17 protein-coding genes and 2 pseudogenes are annotated in these 21,036 nt (G+C 44.1%); 4 read left to right on the top strand and 15 right to left on the bottom strand.

From position 1 onward, the window contains the following. Positions 1-53 precede the first annotated feature (53 nt). Genes Psfp_RS16790 through Psfp_RS16780 form a run of 3 tightly spaced genes read right to left on the bottom strand, consistent with a single transcriptional unit; the run spans position 54 to position 2,087 of the window. Positions 54-1,043 (bottom strand): HAMP domain-containing sensor histidine kinase, encoded by a 990-nt coding sequence (locus Psfp_RS16790; RefSeq protein WP_134219686.1) that lies wholly within the window; start codon positions 1,041-1,043, stop codon positions 54-56. Then, a complete protein-coding gene (locus tag Psfp_RS16785) occupies positions 1,030-1,716 on the bottom strand; it encodes a response regulator transcription factor (RefSeq protein ID WP_134219685.1) in 687 nt (228 codons plus the stop codon). Before Psfp_RS16785 ends, Psfp_RS16790 begins: the two co-directional genes overlap by 14 nt. Beyond that, positions 1,716-2,087 carry a BlaI/MecI/CopY family transcriptional regulator gene (locus Psfp_RS16780; RefSeq protein ID WP_134219684.1) on the bottom strand — a complete coding sequence of 124 codons (372 nt, stop codon included), beginning with the start codon at positions 2,085-2,087 and terminating at the stop codon, positions 1,716-1,718. Before Psfp_RS16780 ends, Psfp_RS16785 begins: the two co-directional genes overlap by 1 nt. Before the next feature lie 224 nt (positions 2,088-2,311). Here Psfp_RS16780 and Psfp_RS21360 point away from each other — a divergent pair, with 224 nt between their 5' ends. Further along, positions 2,312-2,530 carry a hypothetical protein gene (locus tag Psfp_RS21360; RefSeq protein ID WP_153189551.1) on the top strand — a complete coding sequence of 73 codons (219 nt, stop codon included), beginning with the start codon at positions 2,312-2,314 and terminating at the stop codon, positions 2,528-2,530. Between the two features lie 130 nt (positions 2,531-2,660). Here Psfp_RS21360 and tnpA read toward each other — a convergent pair. The 6 genes and pseudogenes from tnpA to Psfp_RS16750 form a co-directional block, all read right to left on the bottom strand. After that, positions 2,661-2,983: pseudogene (gene tnpA, locus Psfp_RS16775) on the bottom strand (IS200/IS605 family transposase); the annotation flags it as partial. A gap of 239 nt (positions 2,984-3,222) precedes the next feature. Beyond that, positions 3,223-5,637 carry an FtsX-like permease family protein gene (locus Psfp_RS16770; protein WP_134219683.1) on the bottom strand — a complete coding sequence of 805 codons (2,415 nt, stop codon included), beginning with the start codon at positions 5,635-5,637 and terminating at the stop codon, positions 3,223-3,225. Continuing rightward, positions 5,634-6,317, bottom strand: coding sequence for an ABC transporter ATP-binding protein (locus Psfp_RS16765; protein WP_134219682.1), 684 nt, complete (start codon positions 6,315-6,317; stop codon positions 5,634-5,636). Before Psfp_RS16765 ends, Psfp_RS16770 begins: the two co-directional genes overlap by 4 nt. A gap of 69 nt (positions 6,318-6,386) precedes the next feature. Next, on the bottom strand, positions 6,387-7,643 hold the full coding sequence (locus tag Psfp_RS16760) for a HAMP domain-containing sensor histidine kinase (RefSeq protein WP_134219681.1): 1,257 nt from the start codon (positions 7,641-7,643) through the stop codon (positions 6,387-6,389). Further along, on the bottom strand, positions 7,625-8,311 hold the full coding sequence (locus tag Psfp_RS16755) for a response regulator transcription factor (protein ID WP_134219680.1): 687 nt from the start codon (positions 8,309-8,311) through the stop codon (positions 7,625-7,627). Before Psfp_RS16755 ends, Psfp_RS16760 begins: the two co-directional genes overlap by 19 nt. Positions 8,312-8,445: 134 nt before the next feature. Beyond that, complete coding sequence (locus Psfp_RS16750; protein WP_134219679.1) at positions 8,446-9,873, bottom strand: PLP-dependent aminotransferase family protein; 1,428 nt, start codon at positions 9,871-9,873, stop codon at positions 8,446-8,448. 119 nt (positions 9,874-9,992) lie between these two features. Here Psfp_RS16750 and Psfp_RS16745 point away from each other — a divergent pair, with 119 nt between their 5' ends. Then, positions 9,993-10,955 carry a DMT family transporter gene (locus tag Psfp_RS16745; RefSeq protein ID WP_192895495.1) on the top strand — a complete coding sequence of 321 codons (963 nt, stop codon included), beginning with the start codon at positions 9,993-9,995 and terminating at the stop codon, positions 10,953-10,955. Between the two features lie 324 nt (positions 10,956-11,279). After that, on the top strand, positions 11,280-11,435 hold the full coding sequence (locus Psfp_RS21820; protein ID WP_192895494.1) for a hypothetical protein: 156 nt from the start codon (positions 11,280-11,282) through the stop codon (positions 11,433-11,435). A 356-nt stretch (positions 11,436-11,791) separates the two neighbouring features. Here the strand turns inward: Psfp_RS21820 and Psfp_RS16740 are convergent, their stop codons facing one another. Continuing rightward, positions 11,792-12,340, bottom strand: coding sequence for a TetR/AcrR family transcriptional regulator (locus Psfp_RS16740; protein WP_134219678.1), 549 nt, complete (start codon positions 12,338-12,340; stop codon positions 11,792-11,794). A 149-nt stretch (positions 12,341-12,489) separates the two neighbouring features. Then, the gene (locus Psfp_RS16735) at positions 12,490-12,663 is read right to left on the bottom strand and encodes a hypothetical protein (RefSeq protein WP_243120748.1); all 174 of its coding nucleotides are present in this window, start codon (positions 12,661-12,663) and stop codon (positions 12,490-12,492) included. A gap of 16 nt (positions 12,664-12,679) precedes the next feature. Here Psfp_RS16735 and Psfp_RS16730 point away from each other — a divergent pair, with 16 nt between their 5' ends. Beyond that, positions 12,680-14,551, top strand: a complete 1,872-nt coding sequence (locus Psfp_RS16730) for a cation-translocating P-type ATPase (RefSeq protein WP_134219677.1) — start codon at positions 12,680-12,682, stop codon at positions 14,549-14,551. A gap of 753 nt (positions 14,552-15,304) precedes the next feature. Here the strand turns inward: Psfp_RS16730 and Psfp_RS16725 are convergent. The 4 genes and pseudogenes from Psfp_RS16725 to Psfp_RS16710 all read right to left on the bottom strand — a co-directional run bounded on the left by Psfp_RS16725 (position 15,305) and on the right by Psfp_RS16710 (position 20,771). Continuing rightward, positions 15,305-16,567 (bottom strand): Fic family protein, encoded by a 1,263-nt coding sequence (locus Psfp_RS16725; RefSeq protein ID WP_192895493.1) that lies wholly within the window; start codon positions 16,565-16,567, stop codon positions 15,305-15,307. Positions 16,568-17,407: 840 nt separating this feature from the next. Beyond that, positions 17,408-17,927: pseudogene (locus Psfp_RS16720) on the bottom strand (iron-containing alcohol dehydrogenase); the annotation flags it as partial. After that, positions 17,915-18,421, bottom strand: coding sequence for a type IV toxin-antitoxin system AbiEi family antitoxin (locus Psfp_RS22335; RefSeq protein WP_243120750.1), 507 nt, complete (start codon positions 18,419-18,421; stop codon positions 17,915-17,917). The gene Psfp_RS22335 and the pseudogene Psfp_RS16720, both read right to left, overlap by 13 nt. A 1,684-nt stretch (positions 18,422-20,105) precedes the next feature. Further along, positions 20,106-20,771 (bottom strand): hypothetical protein, encoded by a 666-nt coding sequence (locus Psfp_RS16710; RefSeq protein ID WP_134219674.1) that lies wholly within the window; start codon positions 20,769-20,771, stop codon positions 20,106-20,108. Positions 20,772-21,036 lie beyond the last annotated feature (265 nt).

Genomic DNA, 21,036 nt, shown 5'->3' with positions numbered 1-21,036 from the left:
CATATAATAGAACCTTAAACATACATCTCGGTGACTTTCAGGTGAGAGATTCGTCACTTTGGGAAACGAACGGCAAATATCGCGCCGCCCTGCGGGTGATTTTTGGCGGTAATCGTCCCTCCCTGCCGTGTTATAATCATCTTGCAGAGAGCCAATCCGATCCCGTATCCTGTCGCGCCTGCGTTTTTCCCACGATAGAACCTGTCAAACAGGCAGGGTAAATCTTCTTTTTCAAAGCCCGCGCCGCTGTCGTGGATGGCAATCTCGGTAAACAGTGGGTTGTCCTCACAAACAATCTCAATCTTCCCGTTCTCGCCTGCGCTTTCCATGCAATTTTTGAGGATGTTTTGAATTGCTTCCGAAAGCCAACCAGAATCGCCCTGAATGATTATCCCTTTCGGCACGTCTATTTGCAAAGCAATATCGTGCAGTTCCATTGGGATCAAAAACGGGTGAAGCGCAGCGCTTATCAAAGTGTTCACATCTATCTGCTCGCCTTGGAAAACCACAATGCCCGCGTCCAGGCGGGATAATTTCAACAGGGAAGTAAGCAGCCAATCCATCTGTACAAACAATTCCTTTGTTTCCCGTATCAATGCTTTCCGTTCATTTTCGTCAGGGTTATTCTCTAACAATGACAGAATAAGGTTCACGGATGTGAGAGGGGTGCGGAGTTGGTGGGCTATGTCAGCCAGCGAATCGGCAAGATGTTCTTTTTCTTTTTTCAGTGCGTCGTTTTGCTCCCGAATACGCAGCGTCATTTTTGTTATCTCGCTTTGCAGAATGGAAAGTTCGCCCTCGTCCGATTCACCAATATACAGATGGTCAGCATTATGAAGCACAAGATCGATTTGATCTGAAATCTGCGCAATGCTTTTATATCGGGCTTTGGTAAACGCAAAAAACGCTGTTCCAAAGGCGGCGGCAGAAGCAATGGCAAGGATTCCAGCCGCCGTATTGATTGCAAATCCCAGCGTCACAGCGGCGGCAGCTATTAAGAAGAACAAAATGGCAAGCTGCCGAAACTCTCTATTCCGAAGCATACCCGTCCCCCAATCTATATCCCGTCCCGCGAACGGTCAGAATGATTTGCGGGCTTGCGGGGTTGTTCTCTATCTTCTCCCGCAGGCGTTTGATGTACACGGTCAATGTATTGTCATTGACAAACTCGCCCGCAGCGTCCCACAATTCGTCAAGCAGCCTGCTCCTTGTGATAATACTTTTTGGGTTGTTAATAAACACCAACAACAAGCGGTATTCTAATGCTGAAAGAAAAACCTCGCTGCCGTCCTTTTTCACGACGCCGCTTGCCATATCGACATGAAGCCCGCAGATTTCAAAAGCCGATGGAGAACGTCCGCTTTTTCGCAGGGCGGTTCTGATTCGTGCGATCAGTTCACGCGGACGAAAAGGCTTGGTGATATAGTCGTCCGCGCCCATGTTCAGCCCGGTAACAACACTTGCCTCATCGCCGGAAGCCGTCAGAAAGATAACGGGGACATCTTGCGTTTCTTTGATTTCCGTGCAAACCGTAAAGCCATTTCCGTCAGGCAAAGAAATATCAATCAGCGCCAAGTCAAATTTATTCCCGGCAAGCGCGGCAAGGGCGTCACCCCGCGTAGGGGCGTGGGTGACTGTAAATCCCTCCGAGCGGAGCAAAAGCACAAGGTTTTTAGCGATTGCCTTATCGTCCTCAACCAAAAATATCCGTGGCATTAGTCAGACCTCCGTTTCCTTATCCATTCTTGCAAGTCGTCTAAATCTTCGTCAGTCAATTCCTTGTCTTGATGAAGCGTCGATAGCAGACTGATAAATGAATTTTCATGGTATTGCTTAACAAAATTCCTAGTTTCAAATTGGAGATAATCTTCCTTTGAAACGAGTGGGTAATACAGTCTTTCCTTGCCTTTTTTTTCTGAGCGTAAGAACCCCTTTTCTACCAACCTGCTAAGTAATGTGACAACCGACTGTATAGGCCAGCTTTTTTCTCCCGACAAATGCCCCATTACCATAGATGAGGTTACTGGCGGCTCGTAGGCCCAGATAGCTTTCATCACTTGAAACTCTGCTTCGGGAAGCCTTTTCATATAATCACCCTTTCTACTAACACAAGCGTGTTAGATTGATTGCATAATACATCTGTATTAAACGGTTGTCAATAGTGTAAATAGTGCATTTTTCGCCTTTCTGCTAAACGGCAAGCAGGGCAACTGTGGCCACAGTTGCATATTTTTTGTAGGATGAACCTCCAAAAAATTGCTTGTTGGGGAGCCTCCCCAAACCCTGCCACTTCGGGCCAAGTTGGCCCGGAGTGGGTGCGCTGCGCCTCATGTTGCGTCATTTCCTATCGCTCCATTTCCTTGTTTTTCTGCGCGTCCGTCAGGCCGAGCAGATGGTCAATATTGGCTTTCACCGTGATAAGCTCCTGCATATCTTTTTTCGCCTAAAAAAGGGCCTGATTTTTCAATCAAGCCCGGTGGGGATATTGCAATCCCTCCTTTCCACTTCGGGACATGTTGGCCCGAAGTGACCGCTACCATACAAAAACACCGCCCATAGTCTCACTAAGGCGGTGTCTTGGTAATGTGATAGCTTCAAATTTTATTATATTTTTGCCCTTGTTCCGGGCTATTTTGCAGTTTTCCTAATACATTTGGCTCATAGAACCCTTTGCACCAAAATTGTCTATTGCCATATTTATACTTTAGATTGGCATGCCTATCAAATATCATTAGTGAACTTTTCCCTTTTAAGTATCCCATGAAATTTGATACACTTAACTTGGGTGGTATTGAGACCAGCATGTGTATGTGATCCTTGCATGCATTTGCCTCCAATATTTCTACACCTTTATACTCGCAGAGCTTCCTAAGTATCTTTCCGATATCCTCTTTTATATTCCCATAAATTATCTGTCTCCTGGTGCAAACACTATGTGGTATTTACAATTCCACTTTGTATGTGCTAGTGTATTATTATCTATGGTGATGACCTCCTTCTGTTCTTTATGCGGTTGGCAAACCCGCACTATTGTAACAGTTGGAGGTTTTTTTATTTCTACCGATAGCTATAAGCTTTTTGGAACCACCTGCATAGCAGGTGGTATTCGATAAACAATAAACTCAACTTTCGCAGGACGAAAGTTGGAGCTGTTCCTTATCTTATTGTGTTAACTTGGTAAAAGCACAAGCTATGTTTAAGGGTGGCCCTGACTTGTTTAAGTTATTGCAGCGATCCGATGTTTTCGGAAATACTCTTTGTCTTGATCTTTTTGAGCGGCCCGATGATGGAAAACCGTGTCACAAGAAACGAGGCGGCGAAAACGCAGACGATTTGCACAAGAGGGAATACCCACACTATTTTGATCGCCGTCAGAAACTGTGTAATAAGCGCCTTTTGCAGCAGCATGCCGAGGATGCACCCGACGACGGTACCCGTAATGCAGTATGCCGAAGCCTCCGCTGCGATCATCCTGTTAAGTTGCTTTCCCGACATACCGACCGCCCGCAGGACACCCAGATACTTCATTTTTGAGGTGATGCTGGTATTCATCGTGCTGAAGATATTGAGGATGCTGATGAGCGCGATAACCACTACAAAACCGTATACGAAAACCGCCATGGTCAAGAAGGTCTGGTTCATCTCATTGTTTTTCTGTCGCGAATCAAGATAGGTGATATTATTCCCGATCATGCGCTTGATTTCGGAAACTGTTTCCTCCTGGTCATTCTTTTTTAGCTGAATATCAATGATCTTAAGCGTGGAGTCTCCCGTTATTTTGTTATACTGCTTTTCCGTCGTAATAAAGGTCGCCAGATTCAAATTGCTGTCGGCAAACGGCACGGAACGAAGGACGGCCATAACCGTATACGGCTTTTTCCCGGATACGGTATCGATATAAACTTTGTCCCCTGCATGAAGCTCCGCCGTCCGGACCGAGACACCCTTTCGCGTATTCAGCAAAACGGCGATAATGCCGTCCTGGGCGTTGAGCGTATCTTCGGATAAGTCGCCTTCTACGAGGTCCGTTTTTGCCCACTTCAATTGATTTTTGTCATAGGAGATCAGCCAGGATTTTTCAGAAGTCTCTAAGAGGCCGTCGGCGTTGACCTCAATACTCCCCCCCACCTCATTCATATACGTTTCGGTAAGCCGGGACGCGTCGAAGGTCGCGTTTACATAGCCGAACATCCTGCCGTATACATGCTTTATTCCCGGAAGATGCGATAGCTGCTCGTATAAATCGGGGCTGAGGCCTTCCTTTGACGTCAGGGAAATATCGGGCGTATACGGCTTCGTTGTCTTCAGGCTTGTATGCAAGAAATCAACAAACACGTTGAAGCCGAGAAACATCATGATGCTTAATGCAATGGAGGCCGACATCAGGATCAGCGTTCTTTTCCGGGCGGCCGCGCTACCAATCCCCATCGCCGACTCAATAGGCAACAGCTTTGTCAGGGTTCCTTCTTTTTGGGCTTTTCGCATCCTGATTTCGCTGTTTCCCGTCACAGCGTTGACAGGCGACACCCTTGAGGCCTTTTTTGCCGGCAGCAAAGTCGCAATCGCGACAGTCAGAACGCCGACGGCCACACCGGCCAGGATACCTGCGGGGCTTATTGTAAACAGGGGAATATCGGAAAACAGATAGCTGTTATAGAATTTAAGGAGCGCACAGCAAAAGAGCGTGGCGGCAATCCCCAAAAGTACGCCGCCCGGAATCGCCCACCGCAGCAGCAAAAACCCTTCTTTTTTCACAAGTTTCCTGATCTGCGCTTTCGAAGCCCCGACGCACCGCAGAAGGCCGAACGAGCGCATCCTATCCGTGACCGATATATTGAAGGTATTGTAGATCATTACGACACCCGCAACCAGGACGATAAAAAACAGAATCGCTCCCACCTGGTACAAACCGACCGCCGCTTTGTGATCACTTTGTCCGATAACAGCAAGCAGGCGATCGTTCCGCCCGATGCGGTCTTCGGATATCCGAAGGCTTTCCATAATCTGCTGCTCTGCTTTTTTCATATTTGCCCGTTCTTTGAACTCAATCAGAAAGAAACTGGTTTTTTCCACATTTGCCTTTTCGGCTGCTTTCATGGAAATAGCCACGCCCGGCTCGCCGGATGCCTTGGTGCTCCCGTAATCAGCAAATATCCCGCTGATCACAAACGGCTTTTCCGTTTTATCTTCAAAGGTGAAGGAAACCGTGTCGCCGATGCCTATGCCCAGCTTTTCAGCTGCCCAATTTTCGATCATCAGCTCATTTTCGGCTTCCGGATAAGTTCCCTTAAGCAGGTTCATGCTCATATTGGGGGCAAAATTCTCGTTTAATGCCACAGTATCGCATTGATTGCTGTTGATGCTACCGCTCTTGAAGGATATCCATGTGCCGGTGTTTTTTACGTCGATCCGGTTTGAAATCGCTTCTTTTTCCTCGTCTGATGCATTATTGATCAATAGATGATAATTTCCATAATCATGAATGACCTGAATTTTTTCAAACTTCAAAAACACGTCCAGCATGGAAAAAATCCCCACGACAAGCGCCACGGACAGGACTATGCTGAATATCGAAAGTTTCGTTCTCTTTTTATGGGCGGCAAGATATTTATGCGCTAAGTCAAGATATCCGTTCATCTTGCGCTGCCCCCCATCTCGGTAACAACGCCGTCCTCCACGCCAAGAACCCTGTCCGCAAAAGACGCGTAATTCTGATTATGGGTAATCATGATCAGCGTCTGGCTGTATCTCTCGACAGACAGCTTAAGCAGATTGATGACATCCCTGCTGTTCTTGCTGTCAAGGTTGCCGGTCGGCTCGTCGGCAAGAATAATAGCTGGTTTGGTCGCGAGTGCCCGCCCGATAGCCACACGCTGCTGCTGTCCCCCGGAAAGCTGGCCGGGCAGATGATGCTTTCGTTCCATCAGCCCCAAAATGCCAAGCAATTCATCAATGTAGCGTTTGTCAGGCTTTTTATAATCGAGCAAGATCGGCAGTTCGATGTTTTCTTCCACGTTCAGCTCCGGCACAAGATTATATGCCTGAAATATAAAGCCGATGTTGCGCCTGCGGAAGACCGAGAGTTCCTCTTCCTTCATCGCATAAACATCCCTGCCGTCGATATTGACCTTGCCCGACGTCGGATAATCCAGCGCTCCGACCATATTGAGCAGCGTGCTTTTCCCGGAACCGGACGGCCCAATAACAGAGACAAATTCGCCCTTTGATACGGCAAACGACACGTTTTTCAAAGCCTCGACCTTTGTGTCTCCCGCGCCATATGTCTTACATAAATCCTGTACGGTTAGTATATTCAATGGCTCACACCTCACATTTTTGATGTGATGATGATAGCACGCCAGCCTTACTTTCCGGTGAATTTTGTCTTACAGATTCGTAAGCTTGGGGAATATCAGATGAAATTCCGCCCCCTGACCCAGTTCGCTGCGGACGGTGACGGCGCCCCCATGCTTTTCGACGATGGCCTTTGAGAGCGCGAGCCCGATACCGACGCCCTGCTTGTCCTTTGAAAAACGGCTGCGGTAGAACCGCTTGAAAATATGATAGATGTCCTCGGGATGAATGCCCGCACCGTTGTCACGGATGATGATTTCTGTCGCTGCCATCGCTTCTTCGCAGGATATTTCAATGCTGTCTCCGGAGTCCGTGTGGTCAAGGGCGTTTTTTATGATGTTGCCAACCGCCTCAATGAGCCATGTTTCATCAAAGCACAGCATGACGGAATCATTGCATCGCAGGCTGATGCTTTTTCCCTCCTGTTCGGCGCGGGTGGCAAAGGAACCAATACACTTTTCCAAAAAGCCATGAAGACTGAAAACGGCCTTTTCCAGCTCAATGGTTCCCGCGTCGAGCCTGGCAAGCTTCAGGAGATTTTGAATCAGGCTTTCCATCCGCTCAAGCTCGCGCCGGCTTTTATCGGTAAAGCTCTCCACCACCTCGTTGCCGGTCTTTTCATCGCGAATAATCTCATTGTACATCTGCAGGGCGGCAAGCGGCGTTTTCAGCTGGTGGGATATGTCGGATATCGTATCCTTTAAAAACTGCCTGTTCTGCTTTTCCTTATCGATATGGGCGGTCAGTGACGTCGCCATGGTGTTAATTGCCGTAAAAAGCCTGGATAGGCTGCCTTCTCCGCAGTCCGAAAGGCGGACGGCAGTGTCTCCGTCCATGAAGCGCCGGAGCTGTCCGGCAGCCGTTTCAAGCTGTTTATCGCGGTATTGCTCACCAAGGTAAAGTACGGCAAGAAGGACAAGGGAAAACAGGACGGAGAATGAGAGCACGGTCAGAGCGAATTTTTGATGAAAACTTTCCACCACGGGCAGCAGGCTGTTTTGCATACTCTCCATGTACCCGGAAGAAGACAGCAGAGACGAGCCTATTTCAGCGTCCGCTCCGGTTTTATCGCGCGTAAAGGCAGTAACGATCCGGCTATTGTCCACTCCGCACCGGGACAGATACCCCGCGACAGCGTAGTCATGTTCAATCATAGCCTTTTTGTAGTCTTCCGCCATGCCCGCGACGATAAACTGTCCTAAAAGGATAAACGCGAGCAAAATTATCACGGTCACGGTAACCTGACGCCGGACACTTTTATCGCTAAATATCACTTTACCACTTTCCATTTATATCCCACACCCCGCGCCGTCAATAAGTACATTGGATTTTCAGGATCGTCCTCTATCTTGCTCCGCAGCCGCCGCACATAGACTGATAGCGTATTGTCGTCAACAAAGCTGCCGCTCCCGTCCCAAAGCTTGTCCAATATGACTGCTCTTGTCAGGACATTATTGGGATTTTGCATCAAAAGGCATAAGAGCCGGTACTCCACGACGGTAAGCTCAATCTCAAGCCCGTCTTTCAGCACTCGATTTTCATCAAGTCTAACAGTTATTTCGTTTGATTTCAGTCCTGTATGCAGAGCGTTCGAAATACCCGCGCGGCGCAGCAGTGCGTTGATTCTGGATATTAACTCGTTGAGCTTAAAGGGCTTGGTTATATAGTCGTCCCCGCCCATGTCAAGCCCCATGACAACATTTACTTCCTCATCGGAGGCAGTCAGAAAAATAATTGGCACATGCGATGTTTGCCTCGCTTTTCTGCAGATTTCAAAGCCGCTGCCGTCAGGCAGCGTCAGATCAAGCAGCAGCAAATCATATTTTTGCGCCACAAGCTGTGACAGAGCTTCTTTGATGGTTCTGGCAACATCAACTTCAAAACCATTTTTTCGAAGAGAGAACTCCAAGCCGTCAATCAGGCTAAGATCGTCCTCAATGAGCAAAATTCTATGCATTTATATCACTTCCGCAATTAATGTCACTTTATATTGCAGATAATAACATGAGTCATTATCAAAAGTTGGTCATTTTTTTGCGCCCTGGTATACTGACCGGCTGAGATTATAGGGCTAAGCCTTTACTAAATGCGCTAGATACTTTTCGTATCATCTCCAGCTCTGGATGCATGCGCCGCAGCCGCTTCTAAATAATCGTGCAGTATTAGTATGCCGTTTCGGATTTCTTCCGGCTCCAGATGCCCGTATCCCATAAGCAGCTTACTTTGATGTCTGCCCTTTTCCATGCAGTGGTTCTCCACTGATTTTATATAGATACCATTTTGCAGGCAGCTTTCCTGGAACGTTTCTGCAAAGCATTTACCTGGAAAATCAATTGCTAAATGCAGTCCTGCGGCGTCGCCATAAGCAGTCCAACCGCTGCCAAAGGAATCTTCCAGTGCTTCCATCAAAACCTGCCGCCGGTGTCCGTAAATCCTGCGCATTTTTTGCACATGCCTGTCCAGTTTTCGCATACGCAAAAAATCTGCCAGCGCCGCCTGCTCAAAAGGCGGGTTCTGCACGTCTGTATGGGTGCGCAGGACGCTCCATTGCCGGTGAAGCGGCTTGGGCAGGATCACATAGCCGATTCGAAGCGCCGGAAAAAGTGTCTTGCTGAAGGTACCTACATAAATAACAAGCTGCGGATCCATCGTATAAAGGGGAGCAATGGGCTCTCCGCAATACCGGAACTCACTGTCATAGTCGTCTTCAATGATATACAGATCATTTTCCCGCGCAAAACGGATGAGTGCTGCACGTCGTGACGCAGGCAGAATGCCTCCCAGGGGGAACTGATGCGACGGCGTGACATAGACGGCACAGGCGTCCTTTCCGTCCGGCAGGCCCTGCGTCTGCATTCCCTGAGAGTCCACCGGGACGGGAACAACCGGACATCCCTTCAGTATAAAAGTCTGAAGCATGCCGCTGTGGCAGGGATCCTCCATCAGGACTTTCTTACCGTTTTCACACAATAGGTCTGCCAGCAGGTGCAGCGCGTGGGTCGCCCCGGCTGTGATAAAGATATCGTCCGAACTTACAGTGACGCCGCGGCTTCTGAGAAGCCACTCGGATATTTCCGTACGCAGCGCCGGTAATCCTTGCGGTCCGGTATATCCGTACAGCGCAAGAGGCAGTTCCTCTGATGCTTTATGCAAGAGCTGCCTCCATAAAAACTGTGGAAACTGCCGTAAATCCGGGCGGCCTGTCCGGAAGTCGGCTTTCAACTCTTGCTTCGGCAGAGCATTTACAAAAGGAGCGGTATAGGTCTTTGTTATACTCAAGCCATCCGCCACCCTTGTTGGGGCCCCTTGGCGGCTTATAACAAAGCCTTCAGCAATCAGCATGTCATAAGACTCCCCCACAGTGTTGCGGGAAACGCCAAGAAACTGAGACAACTCCCTTGTGGAAGGCAGCGCGTCGTTTGACTTTATCTGCCCACTCATGATGCGCTCTTTCAATTTCTGATAAATTTGCCGTTTTAACGGCTGTTCACTTGCCCTATCCAGCTCAATTCCCCACATAATACCTCCAACTGGCCCACTTAAATCTGCAGTGTACTGGTACTTTACAGTACCAGTTATATTAGTAATATTATATCATTCATCCAGTTTAAAGCGGAGGTTATCAGAGGAGGATGTGAATGGAGGATTTAAGCGTGAAGAAATATGCCAGACAGGTTTATCTATTGTTTGCATTTTTTCTGGCTGGAACCAGCGTCATATCGGCACGGCTTGTTTCCGGTAAGCTTGGAGTATTTACGATTGCATCGGCAAGCCTTTTCTTTGCGCTTCTTTTTTTATTACCTACCTGCGGGAAAAAGCTTATGAAAAACCTGCGACTGTTGTCCGTTAAGGAAACACTCTTTCTGATGGTTCAGGCTGTATGCGGCATTTTCCTGTTTCGCATGTTTCTGCTATACGGTATGCTATTGACCAGCTCCATGGAAGCAGGCATTCTCACAGGAGCAACACCAGCCTTTACAGCGCTTTGTGCAGCGGTATTGTTAAAGGAGCCGGTTAGCGGGAAAAAACTCGCGGGAATCATTGGTACGGTGAGCGGTATCCTGATGATTCAGGGACTGCTTCAAGCGGAAAGCGGTTTTTCTCCGGAGCATCTGGGAGGAAATTTACTGGTGCTCTGCGCGGCGGCATGCGAATCCGCCTTCAATATTTTCTCGCGCGTTTTTGCCGTCAGGATTCAATCAGTCAAAAAGAAAGCGATCCATCCGCTGGTTCAGACAACGCTGGTGTCGGCAATGGCGTTCGTTCTCTGTCTGGGCCCGGCGCTTTTAGAAGCGCCGGTGCAAGCACTTTCCGTAATCGGGCTTACGGAATGGTTGTCATTGCTTTGGTACGGACTATTTGTTACTGCGCTGGCTTTCGTATTCTGGTACGCCGGAATCAAGCGCTGCGGCGCATTTACCGCCGCAGCCTTCTCCGGCATGATGCCGTTCACATCCATGGTTCTGTCAGTACTCGTATTGGGTGAGATCGCCGGATGGCAGCAGTGGATTGGTGGCGGACTGGTCATATCCGGCATGATTCTAATCGGGATTTGCAGCGTTCCTGTCGGGATATGTCAATCGCAGAAAGCAAAAATATGAAGGAACAGGCGATGAAATCATCGACTGATAACGTGGCTTTTGCCTTGCAACCACATTCCGATTATTTAGTAGATACACCAGTAATTTATCGCTTAGAAGTATTTGTATTCCAAAATCCTATTAATTAGCTCAGCTATTGCGTTCGTCCCTTTTTCTTAGCTGTGACCTTTGTTTTCCGAATTTTATGTATCTGACTTCATCACTTTTGATTTCTGTGTATATCTTAGAATTTATTTTTTATTTTGATTATTATAAACGTCGTGACTGCACCAATCGCAAAGTACAACATACAAGCAACTCCATGAACTTACGGTACCGGGCGAAGTGGTTCTTGAAGTATTTCACAACCGCTTCAACGCGGCCCTTGCTTGGCGGATCTGCGGCCCTGTACAGGTTTACGGAAAGGCTCATGCGCTAGCGGAACTGCTCAAATTCCTTGGTGTAGATTATATCGCCATAGTTTTCATTCACGGCAAGTAGCCTGTCTTGATCAAAGACTAGCTCGGCCGGCATGCCGCCCATAAACTCTGGTCTTTTTAAAAATGCCCGGGTCCATATCCCAGCACTTTGACACCGTTCGAAAGTCCACCTGAAGCTTTTCAGAGACCTGGCGCTTGCTGAAACCAAGGTTATTTAGTGACTGTAAATCTGTATACATAGGCCACCTTTTTCATGATGCACTCCTCCTTGAAATGAGATCTGTACTCATGGTAACAGATCCCATTTATTCCAGCGAGGGTGCTGTACCCAGTGGCCGAAATTGCTTTATTTTATATGGCCGTTTTTGCTGTATTTTATTTTACCGCTAACATATAATTTGCATTTTCAGTTTACTGTTATAATCGATGTAATATGAAAAAATACCTGGTTAATTCTTCCGGGGACTGTGCCATATCATTTTGTATCCACCATTTGACGGTTTCAACAAAACCACCAGCCATATGATTAACAACATACTCTTTAGGGATTCCATCCACACTTTCGTTTGACATAAATTCATTAAACAACTGCTCCAGATACTTTTTAAATACGCGTAAAAACAACTCTCCACTTTCACGCGTGAGAATTCCTTTCATATCTCTTTTGCTATCTTTTAAGTGATATAAAATATGCGTGATTTTAGCCTCCAGGTCGTTATTAGAAGAGGAAAAATCATGAGTGCTTTCAGAAATTAGATCCTCGGAGAATACGTGGTTAAATATATCGCTGCATAATGCCTTCAATAAATCGTCCTTGGTTTCAAAGTGGGAATAAAAGGTGCTTCGACCTATATTGGCTTCATCAATGATTTCCTGCACCGTAATTTTGGAATATCGCTTATGTGCCAAAAGTGAGCTGAAAGCACTAAAGATTGATTCCCTCGTTTTTTGTATTCGTCTATCCATATCCGATCCTCTATTCCGTACAAATGATAATACTTTATTCAGTATCTTACATTTCATCTCTTTTGATTGTTGTTGCTTGATAAAAAAACCGTATAATAATTATTGAACATTGTGTTCATTACTGTATGAATTGTACTGTAGTTTTTATATTAAGTCAATTTAAAGCAAAGGGGCATCAATGGTGACTTTATGTTTGGTAACTCCCGGTCGAGTTCCCAAACCTCTTCAATTAAGCACAGCATCATCGAAGAAGGCTGCCCATAACCTTTTTCAAACGGGGAAATCCACTCATCAACTTGTTTTTGCCAATCTTTAGCATCCAAATAGGAGGAATGGACTATGAAGAAATTTATGGACCTTATGGCCGGAGTAAAGATGACCATAGTTTCTGGTGTTTTCTTAGTCGCCAGTTTAATTTTAATGCTAACCGGAATAGAAATGCCTATTGACCCAGCTTGGATTACCGTTGTGATTTCCGGCTTACCTCTTTTATACCTTGCAATTACAAGATTGGTTTTTGAGAAATGGATTTCATCCGCTCTACTAATTTCTATTGCTATGGTTGCTTCAATCGCAATTGGTGAACTCTTTGCAGCAGGCGAAGTTGGTTTTATTATGGCGATTGGCGCTATTCTTGAAGACATGACCGTTGCTCGTGCCAAAAAAGGTATCGGTAAACTGATTTCACTGGTACCACAGCAAGGCAGAAAATTGATTCATAATGCTGACGGTGTTCGTGAAGAGTTTGTCCCCATAGAACAGATATCAAAAGATGATCTGCTTCGTGTTCTTCCAGGTGAAACGATTCCAGTTGACGGCATCATTATCTTGGGTAATACCTCTGTTGATCAATCTGTTATGACTGGTGAATCTCTGCCTGTAGATAAAAAAGAAAACGACAGCGTTTTCTGCGGAACGATGAATTGCTATGGATCGCTTGACATCCGTGCTACCCAAGTAGGTAAGGATTCGTCTCTGCAAAAAATGATTGATATGGTTAAGGAAGCAGAAAACAAGAAGGCGCCTATGCAGAAAATCGTTGATGTATGGGCAACATGGCTTGTACCTATTGCCCTTCTGATTGCAATAGTTTCATATATCACCACAAATGACATTGTCAGAGCGGTCACTGTATTGGTCGTGTTCTGCCCTTGCGCATTGGTTCTTGCAACACCAACCTCGATTATGGCAGCCATCGGTCAGGCTACTAAACATGGCGTACTGATTAAGTCCGGTGAAGCCTTAGAACGTATGGGAAATGTAGACTGCATTGCCTTTGATAAAACGGGTACTCTTACCTATGGAAATCTGAAAGTATCGGATATTATTCCTCTGGATGAAACTATTAGTAATGTTGAATTACTCTTAAAGGCGGCCTCCGTTGAAAAACGATCTGAACACCCTCTTGCAAAAGCAATCATCAAGTACGCTGAAGATAATGGATTGGTTATTTCCGAAGTCAAAAATTTTCAGATGGCACCTGGAAAAGGCGTGACGGCAACACTATCCAGCAAAACAGTGATTTGCGGCAATGCTCTCTATATAAAGGAAAACTCGATTGCCGAAACCGATAAAATGCAGAATATCTTAGTCAATTTAAGAAATCAAGGCAAGGCATCTATCATCGTGGCTGAAAATGGTAATGCAATCGGAATCATAGCTCTTTCTGATACCATTCGCCCAACTGCAAAAAATCTTGTTGCCAAACTTGGCGCTATGGATACCGATGTTGTTCTCCTTACCGGTGACAATCATCTGACAGCGAAATATATGGCAGAGCAGGTTGGTATCAAGAATATCCGTGCAGATCTGCTTCCGGCACAAAAGGTTTCAAGCATTGAGGACTTGCAAAAGGAAAACAAAATCGTCTGCATGATTGGCGATGGGGTGAATGACGCTCCTGCTCTAAAAATGGCGAATGTCAGTGTTGCAATGGGCAGTATGGGAAGCGATATTGCCATAGAAGCCGCCGACATCGCCTTGATGAGTGATAACATAGATAAAATACCGTATCTTAAACGATTGTCAAACTCCACTCTCCGTACAATCAAAGGCAACATAACCGCATCCATGGGTATCAATGCCGTAGCCATTGTTCTTTCGGTTTTGGGTCTTCTGAACCCCATTACAGGCGCTTTGGTGCATAATGCCGGATCGGTGTTGGTAGTTTTAAATGCAGCTCTTCTTTACAATAGAAATTTTGCTCAATAAAAGAAACGTATCCCTCAAGTACTCAATTTCGTTGCTTGGGGGGTACGTTGTTTTTATTGTACTATTCATACACTCCGATTTGTATCTGTATCGCTCTCGTTTGCCAAAAGTGGTGGTGCCGACAAAGGTTTGATTCGCAATAACCGGTTTTCCTGCTTATTTAACTCGATTTTACAGGTCTGCGCCGCTCAGAGTCCAGCTTTTCTCAATTCGTCCTGTAAAGCGGGCAAATGGGCGTATCTATTTCTTAAAGCGCCATAATATTTGGTCCAACCGCTATCGCTTTTAAGCAGCGAAAAAGCTATTCCTATGCGGCAAGGTTGTTGCGTCATGTTGGGGAACTTTATGACATAATTTGTGCATTTTCCTTCAACTCTCTCGTCAACGTTGGCAGGACGAGAGAAAGCATGCGTCTCGCTAGCGGTGCAACTACTTGACGGGAAAATAAGGGATTATTGAAGATGCGATGGATATTTTTTCTCCATACATGTGACTACTTCCGGATAAGGAGCCACCAACGTCGACTTCATGCAGACACTTTTTCAGCTCGCATAAGCAGCAATCTGGCCCATTTATCCGCCAATTGCCCATGCCGTAAAAGGTAAAAAACTCTTGTCTCCCAACTCATTTGAAAGAGCTTCCGATTCCATGATCCGCTCCTAAAAGGCAATTTTGCTAATTTGAGTCCATATTATAAGAATTATTCAACTAAAGGTTAAATGCCACTAACAATTAGCAGCATTTAACCTTATACTATTCTGTTGTAGTTGCAAATTCCCCCATGCCTAATTTCTCTAAACCAATAAACTTATAAACATATTTTTTCCCTATCTTCTCCTTGCTAAACAAGTCCATTGATTCAAGTATATTTAAGTCTTTTCTTGATGTTTCGTATGATACTTTGTATCTTTTTATATATTCTTCTATTGTTATATACTTCTTTTCAGTTTTAATAAAATATTCTAGGCATTTTTTCTGACGATCTGCCAAAAATACCCCATTCTCTTTAAGAGCATCAAAGAGAAGTGCTTTCCCGTATTCCTTTTCAAGCCTCTTTACGACATTTGTTATGGATGTTATTATCATTTTAGTATTAAATTCAATGAAGTAGGTTAAATCGCTCCCATAATCTTCGACATCTTGAATTGCTTTGTAATACTTACTTTTTTGATCTTTAATAACCGTTGATACTGAAAAAAACTTAAAAAAATCATAACCTTGATGCAATAAATACATATAGGAAAGTGCACGAGCTGTTCTACCATTCCCATCAAAAAAAGGATGAATATAAACAAAATAAAAATGCAATATACTCGCCTTTTCCACTGGATGTAGATTGTCTACTGAATGGATAAAAGAAAACAAATCTTCCATCATTTTAGGTACAAGGATATAATTTGGACCTTCATAAACTTCCGTTTGATTAGCGTAATCAAATACAATAACAGCATCATTTCTGTATTTATCAACCGTGCTTTCTTCATCTAAAGTATTCTCAGTTATTATTTTATAAATTTTTTGAACCGTGCTATCATTTATTGACATGTGTAAGTTCTCAAGAATGTATTCCAAAGCTTTATAATTATTATAAATCATTTGCTCACTAGTATTTAGAGGTTTTGCCTTTTTATTAATCATTTCCTTAGTTCTTTTTTTTGTTGAAAATGCTCCTTCAATTACACTTGAATTAAAAGCTTCATCAATAAGTGCATCCATTATAAGAGCTTTTTCTGAAGCAGGAATATCTTTAATAATTTTATCGATTATGTGGTTTGATATTGTTTTCTTGGCATATTGATCTATTATGCCCAAGTTCTCTCTATATGGAATAGGGCAAAACCAAAATTTATGATCCTGTTGGTCAAGGAGTTGAACTTCTTGACCCCTTGCTTTTCTGTATTTTTCCAATTCAGACCAGAATTCATTTAGTTTTATCTCAGAAGGAAGACGATACATTATGTCTTTCTTATTTAAATATCTGTTCGTATACAATTCGAACAGATGTTCCTTGTCCATACTAATCATCTCCTTTTTGGGTAGCCTTCTCTATATATACTACCAATTTACTACTATTTTACTACTAATTAGCTACTAGTTCAAGTTTAATTAATCCAGATATATCGCGACTTTATAGCTATTTTTGCTTTTGATTCAAAAAACAATAGATATAGATTATGTGGGAAAAAGTGTTGAGTGCAATAACCATCTTTCCGCCTTCCTGTACTATTAAAATTTAAATAGAGCAAATTAGGTGAGTTCGCCCGATAGTTACCCCCTCTGGAGGAGGTAATATCCCAGCAGGCTTTTTAATGAGCCCAGCTTTGGGGATCAATTTTCATCGCCATATGGGGTCATTTTATCACCGCCATTGACTTCTGTCTCTAGCAACTCAAGACTAACTCCTCAAGGCTCTCCGTTTCAATCCGATAAACGGATGAGGACGGGAGTGTTTCAAAAAGGGGGCAACTATATCAATAGCTATGCTATCTCAACTTGTCATTATATGAATCGGAAGTTGTTTGTGTAATTTACGTATTTGGCTATACTATAAAAACAAAAACCCCGCAAGTGCTTGCGGGGGCAAGATGATATACTTTCATTTGATAATTTTTATTCAATCAATACCAAACCATAATAGTTCCCATTACAGTTCCTGTCTTGTACAACCGTAATAGGGAAACCATTTTCCCTTATTGTTGCAAATACATCAATTCCCCAAGTAAGACCTCCATAAAACACAAAAGCACCCTTATAGGTGCTTTTGTGTGCTAACTTTCTTGCACAGCATTTCCCCAAAGGAAATTCCTACAGCAATTCTACGCTATTGCCCCAAACAAATTGCTTATATAATTTTCCTTATTTAAAAGATTTTCTTAATACATCTACAACATCCTCGTGCTTCATTTCACAGGGGATTGGCCGTAAACAGACCGCCCATCGTTTCTCTTGCGTTGCGGGCAATCTTGTCGAATTCATCCGGTTTGATGCCATAATCGGACATTTTCAGATTATCAACGCCGCAGTCTTTCTGTATCTGCACCAGCATGGTAATGAAATCCTCCGGCCTGGAAGCGTCCTTCATGCCCAAAGCTCTTGCCATATTGATAAACTTATCATCACAGGCATGACGTTCAATAAAGAACTCGTAGAATGCCTTGGAAATCATGATCAGCCCCGCGCCGTGCGGCAGATTCGGGTGGTAGGCAGACATAGCATGTTCAATGGAATGCTCTGCTGTCGTTACACTGATCGTCATAACTGCACCGGACAGCGTGTTGGCAAAAGCCATGTGCTCCCTTGCTTCCATATCGCTGCCATCCTTATAGGCACGGACAAGATATTGGCCCACGTTTTCAATGGCAGTCAGCGCATACATCTGCTGTATAATCTGTGCGTATGGCACCATTGCAACTTAATAACCTCCTCTAAAAGAACACTTGCAGCCTCTTCACCGCGTCCTCGGATTCCACGAAGATCTAAATAAACTTGGATAGGCGTCGCCACCTTAACCCAATCGTAGTTCTTGGCTCCATAAAAAACACCGTCATCGTAAGGAACCAACAAACTGACATTACCACCACTTGATACTTTCTTAAGGTTCATTTGTAGAGCCAAGTTTTCAATGGCTTCCTGCCGGACATAGGCCGTAACGCGCTGGTATCGAGCAGCAGGCGCCATCCTTGCAGCTCCGGAAAATCCTGTTAAAACATATTCGATTTTTTTCATGTCGCAGATTCTAGCCAGTTCATATTCAATTTCGTTTACGGATTTTAGCGAATAAAAATCATGAACTTGATTGCGCCGAAAATCGTAATTCTCTGCCCATTCAAACAACAACTGTTCCGGCTTGTTAAGCAAAAGTCCGTTCATATTAAAGTTGAGCCATTCCCGGTCAGCCAGCAGACTTTTCACGTTGGCAACCTGCCCTAAGCTTACCTTAGCCTCATCTGCCAAAGCTTGCATTTTCCACTCCCTGCCGGGATTGCTCAGAAGAACCCGCAACACTCGCGTTGCTTTTGGAGAATACAGTGACCGCAAATCCCGCTTATAGTTAAATGGATTAGCCTTCCCTTCCTTGTATATGTAAACCTGGCCAAAACTAAGACGGCAGTTCCCCGCCAGATCGACATAACCAACTCCTTCATTGACACATATTTCTGCAGACTGTGGGGAGATGTAAGGAGCAATAAGTACAGGATAACTATTGGGAAGGGCGTTTTTGTACCTTAATAACTGATTAATAGCATCACGCACAAGCCTCGGTTGCCCGTTGCTTTTTACTTCCACAATAAGAAACAGATCACCATCTGGAAGCTTGAGCTTTACACGCATATCAGCCCAGTCATTTAAAGGCATCTTTTCAACTTTTTTTATACTTACAAAAGGAACATCCGCCAGACAAGTCAACAGAGCTTTTTCAGCCTTATTCTCCAATTGTTCATATTTCATTATTATCACCATTTTCAGCATTTGCTGAAAATAATTATACCAGTGAAAATACTTATTGTCAAGTTTAGGAAATTCCAAAGCCCTCTACGTATGAGTTAGATAAAAAATGATGTACCCTCCCGGTTTTCCAACCCGCAACACGGGTGGATAAATCCTGAGAAGGTACATCACGAATCGTTAGCCACGGACAGTATTCAGCACCATGGCCTTGACCGCGTCCATCCTTGATCATCTTATCTATTTTGGCAGCTGTAATATTTCTATTGCACTTTGCCATATGGGAACACCTGTTCTGTGTTTATTCCCATTATAAACCAAAACGCAAAACAAGTCTACAACTATATATCTTGTTATATAACTTTATTTATTAGTATCGAACATTATTTTTTAGTACACAACTTTATTTTAAAGCCACACAAGCGTGTAAATTTAAAATAATAATCGTATATACGGTATAGAATCATATCGATACAATATCTCAATCTTAAAATAATAATTGTATTGTGGCACACTTATGAGCATTCACGGTAAATAATTTTAAAATAATAAATGTATTCATACACCTGCAACACTGTAATTTCAATCTATGACCTGCGCCACAATGAACCAATTCTCATAGAAATGGTACTTATTCGCCACCTGGCTAAGACCGCTGATCCGCTCAATTTATTCTCTACAAAACCTAATAAGCACCAAATCGTTAGAGCTTATGTGGCGCTAGAATCGGGCAGTTTGGAAAGGACTGATTCAGGATCAAGGTATGAATCCTAGTACGAGTAATGGCGACTCGATGAACCTTCCGGCGATTTCGATAGGGAGTTGACTCCCCTGGCCAATTGAACGGCGAGAAATGTTCGGCTCTACGGACCATAACAGTAACTGCTTACCTTTGGCTTGTGTATCATCATTACATAGATCCCCGTGAGGTCCTAATCCCCAGAAAGAATCTGGTCCTCGGTTAGCGCCGCATCCAAGGCTTGCCAACCGAAGAGATAACTACCGTGCATTTCCCAAATTGACGTTAGGCCGGTTCCGATCCGCCTTTCCCGGTTGAAAGCTATAAAGTATTAAAACTACCTATGCGAGTTGTCTTAATCCTCATTTATTATGCTTCACCATCAAACAAGCCGATTTCCTTTATGGGTTCTATGTCATGGAAGATGATCTTTGGTTTCCTTGTAGCAAGCTGACATTTATCATCTTCTCGGCTAATGATGCCATGTATTCTCACCTTGAGAAATAATGAATGCTTAAACCGCACGATACTTCCTGATTGCGGATAAGCAGAAAGAACGTAGCCTTTATATAAGAACCCCAAGGAGTTAGCTCTTTCATTACCACGCGTAATCTCACCTTCTAGAATCACGTTCTGTCCATGCTCAAGCTCGGGGAACAATACTTCTTCTACTTCCTCTTCTTGAGTAAAGATCGCCCGGTATCTCGTTGTTATGGTTTCCTCTACATATCCACTATCTTCTCGGACACCAATGGCAAGCCGCCTCTCATCCTCCACAATAAGTGATATATCCTTAAAAAGTTCTGAATCAACTGATAAATATAGATCGAAATAATTTTTTGGTACATAAAGAATTTCACCTTCTGAATTTGGTATTCCGATTTCTGTATAGTTATTTCTAAACTTAACGTTCTCGAATTTCTTCTTCGTAATGTTCCCCAAGTGTTTTCCGATCCTTATGGTCCACTGAATGGCTTTAAGTGACATTTTGAAAACATCTTTGAAACCGAAATCGTGAAAGTCTTTTTCGGCCATTTTCTGGCCAGCTTTGATAAAATAAGCTGTCGCAGCGACACCAAGACTTAGCTGTATCCAATGGGTAATTGTTTCCGGAATTAGGACCTCCCATGAACCCTTTCTTATCTGTACAGGAATTTCGAAATTTACATTTTTCGGTTTAAACCCCTAATTTTAGAGTCTACTCCCCTTATTCTCTTGTTTACATAGAATTAATAAATATTGCTCACGGAACAGGAAAACCAATAAGCCTCAATTCATTTATTGTGAACAGCTAAGGCGA

This window comes from Pelotomaculum sp. FP (assembly GCF_004369245.1).
Taxonomy (GTDB): domain Bacteria; phylum Bacillota; class Desulfotomaculia; order Desulfotomaculales; family Pelotomaculaceae; genus Pelotomaculum_C; species Pelotomaculum_C schinkii.
Note: the sequence above shows the minus strand (reverse complement) of the source record. Positions and strands in the feature narration are given on the sequence as shown.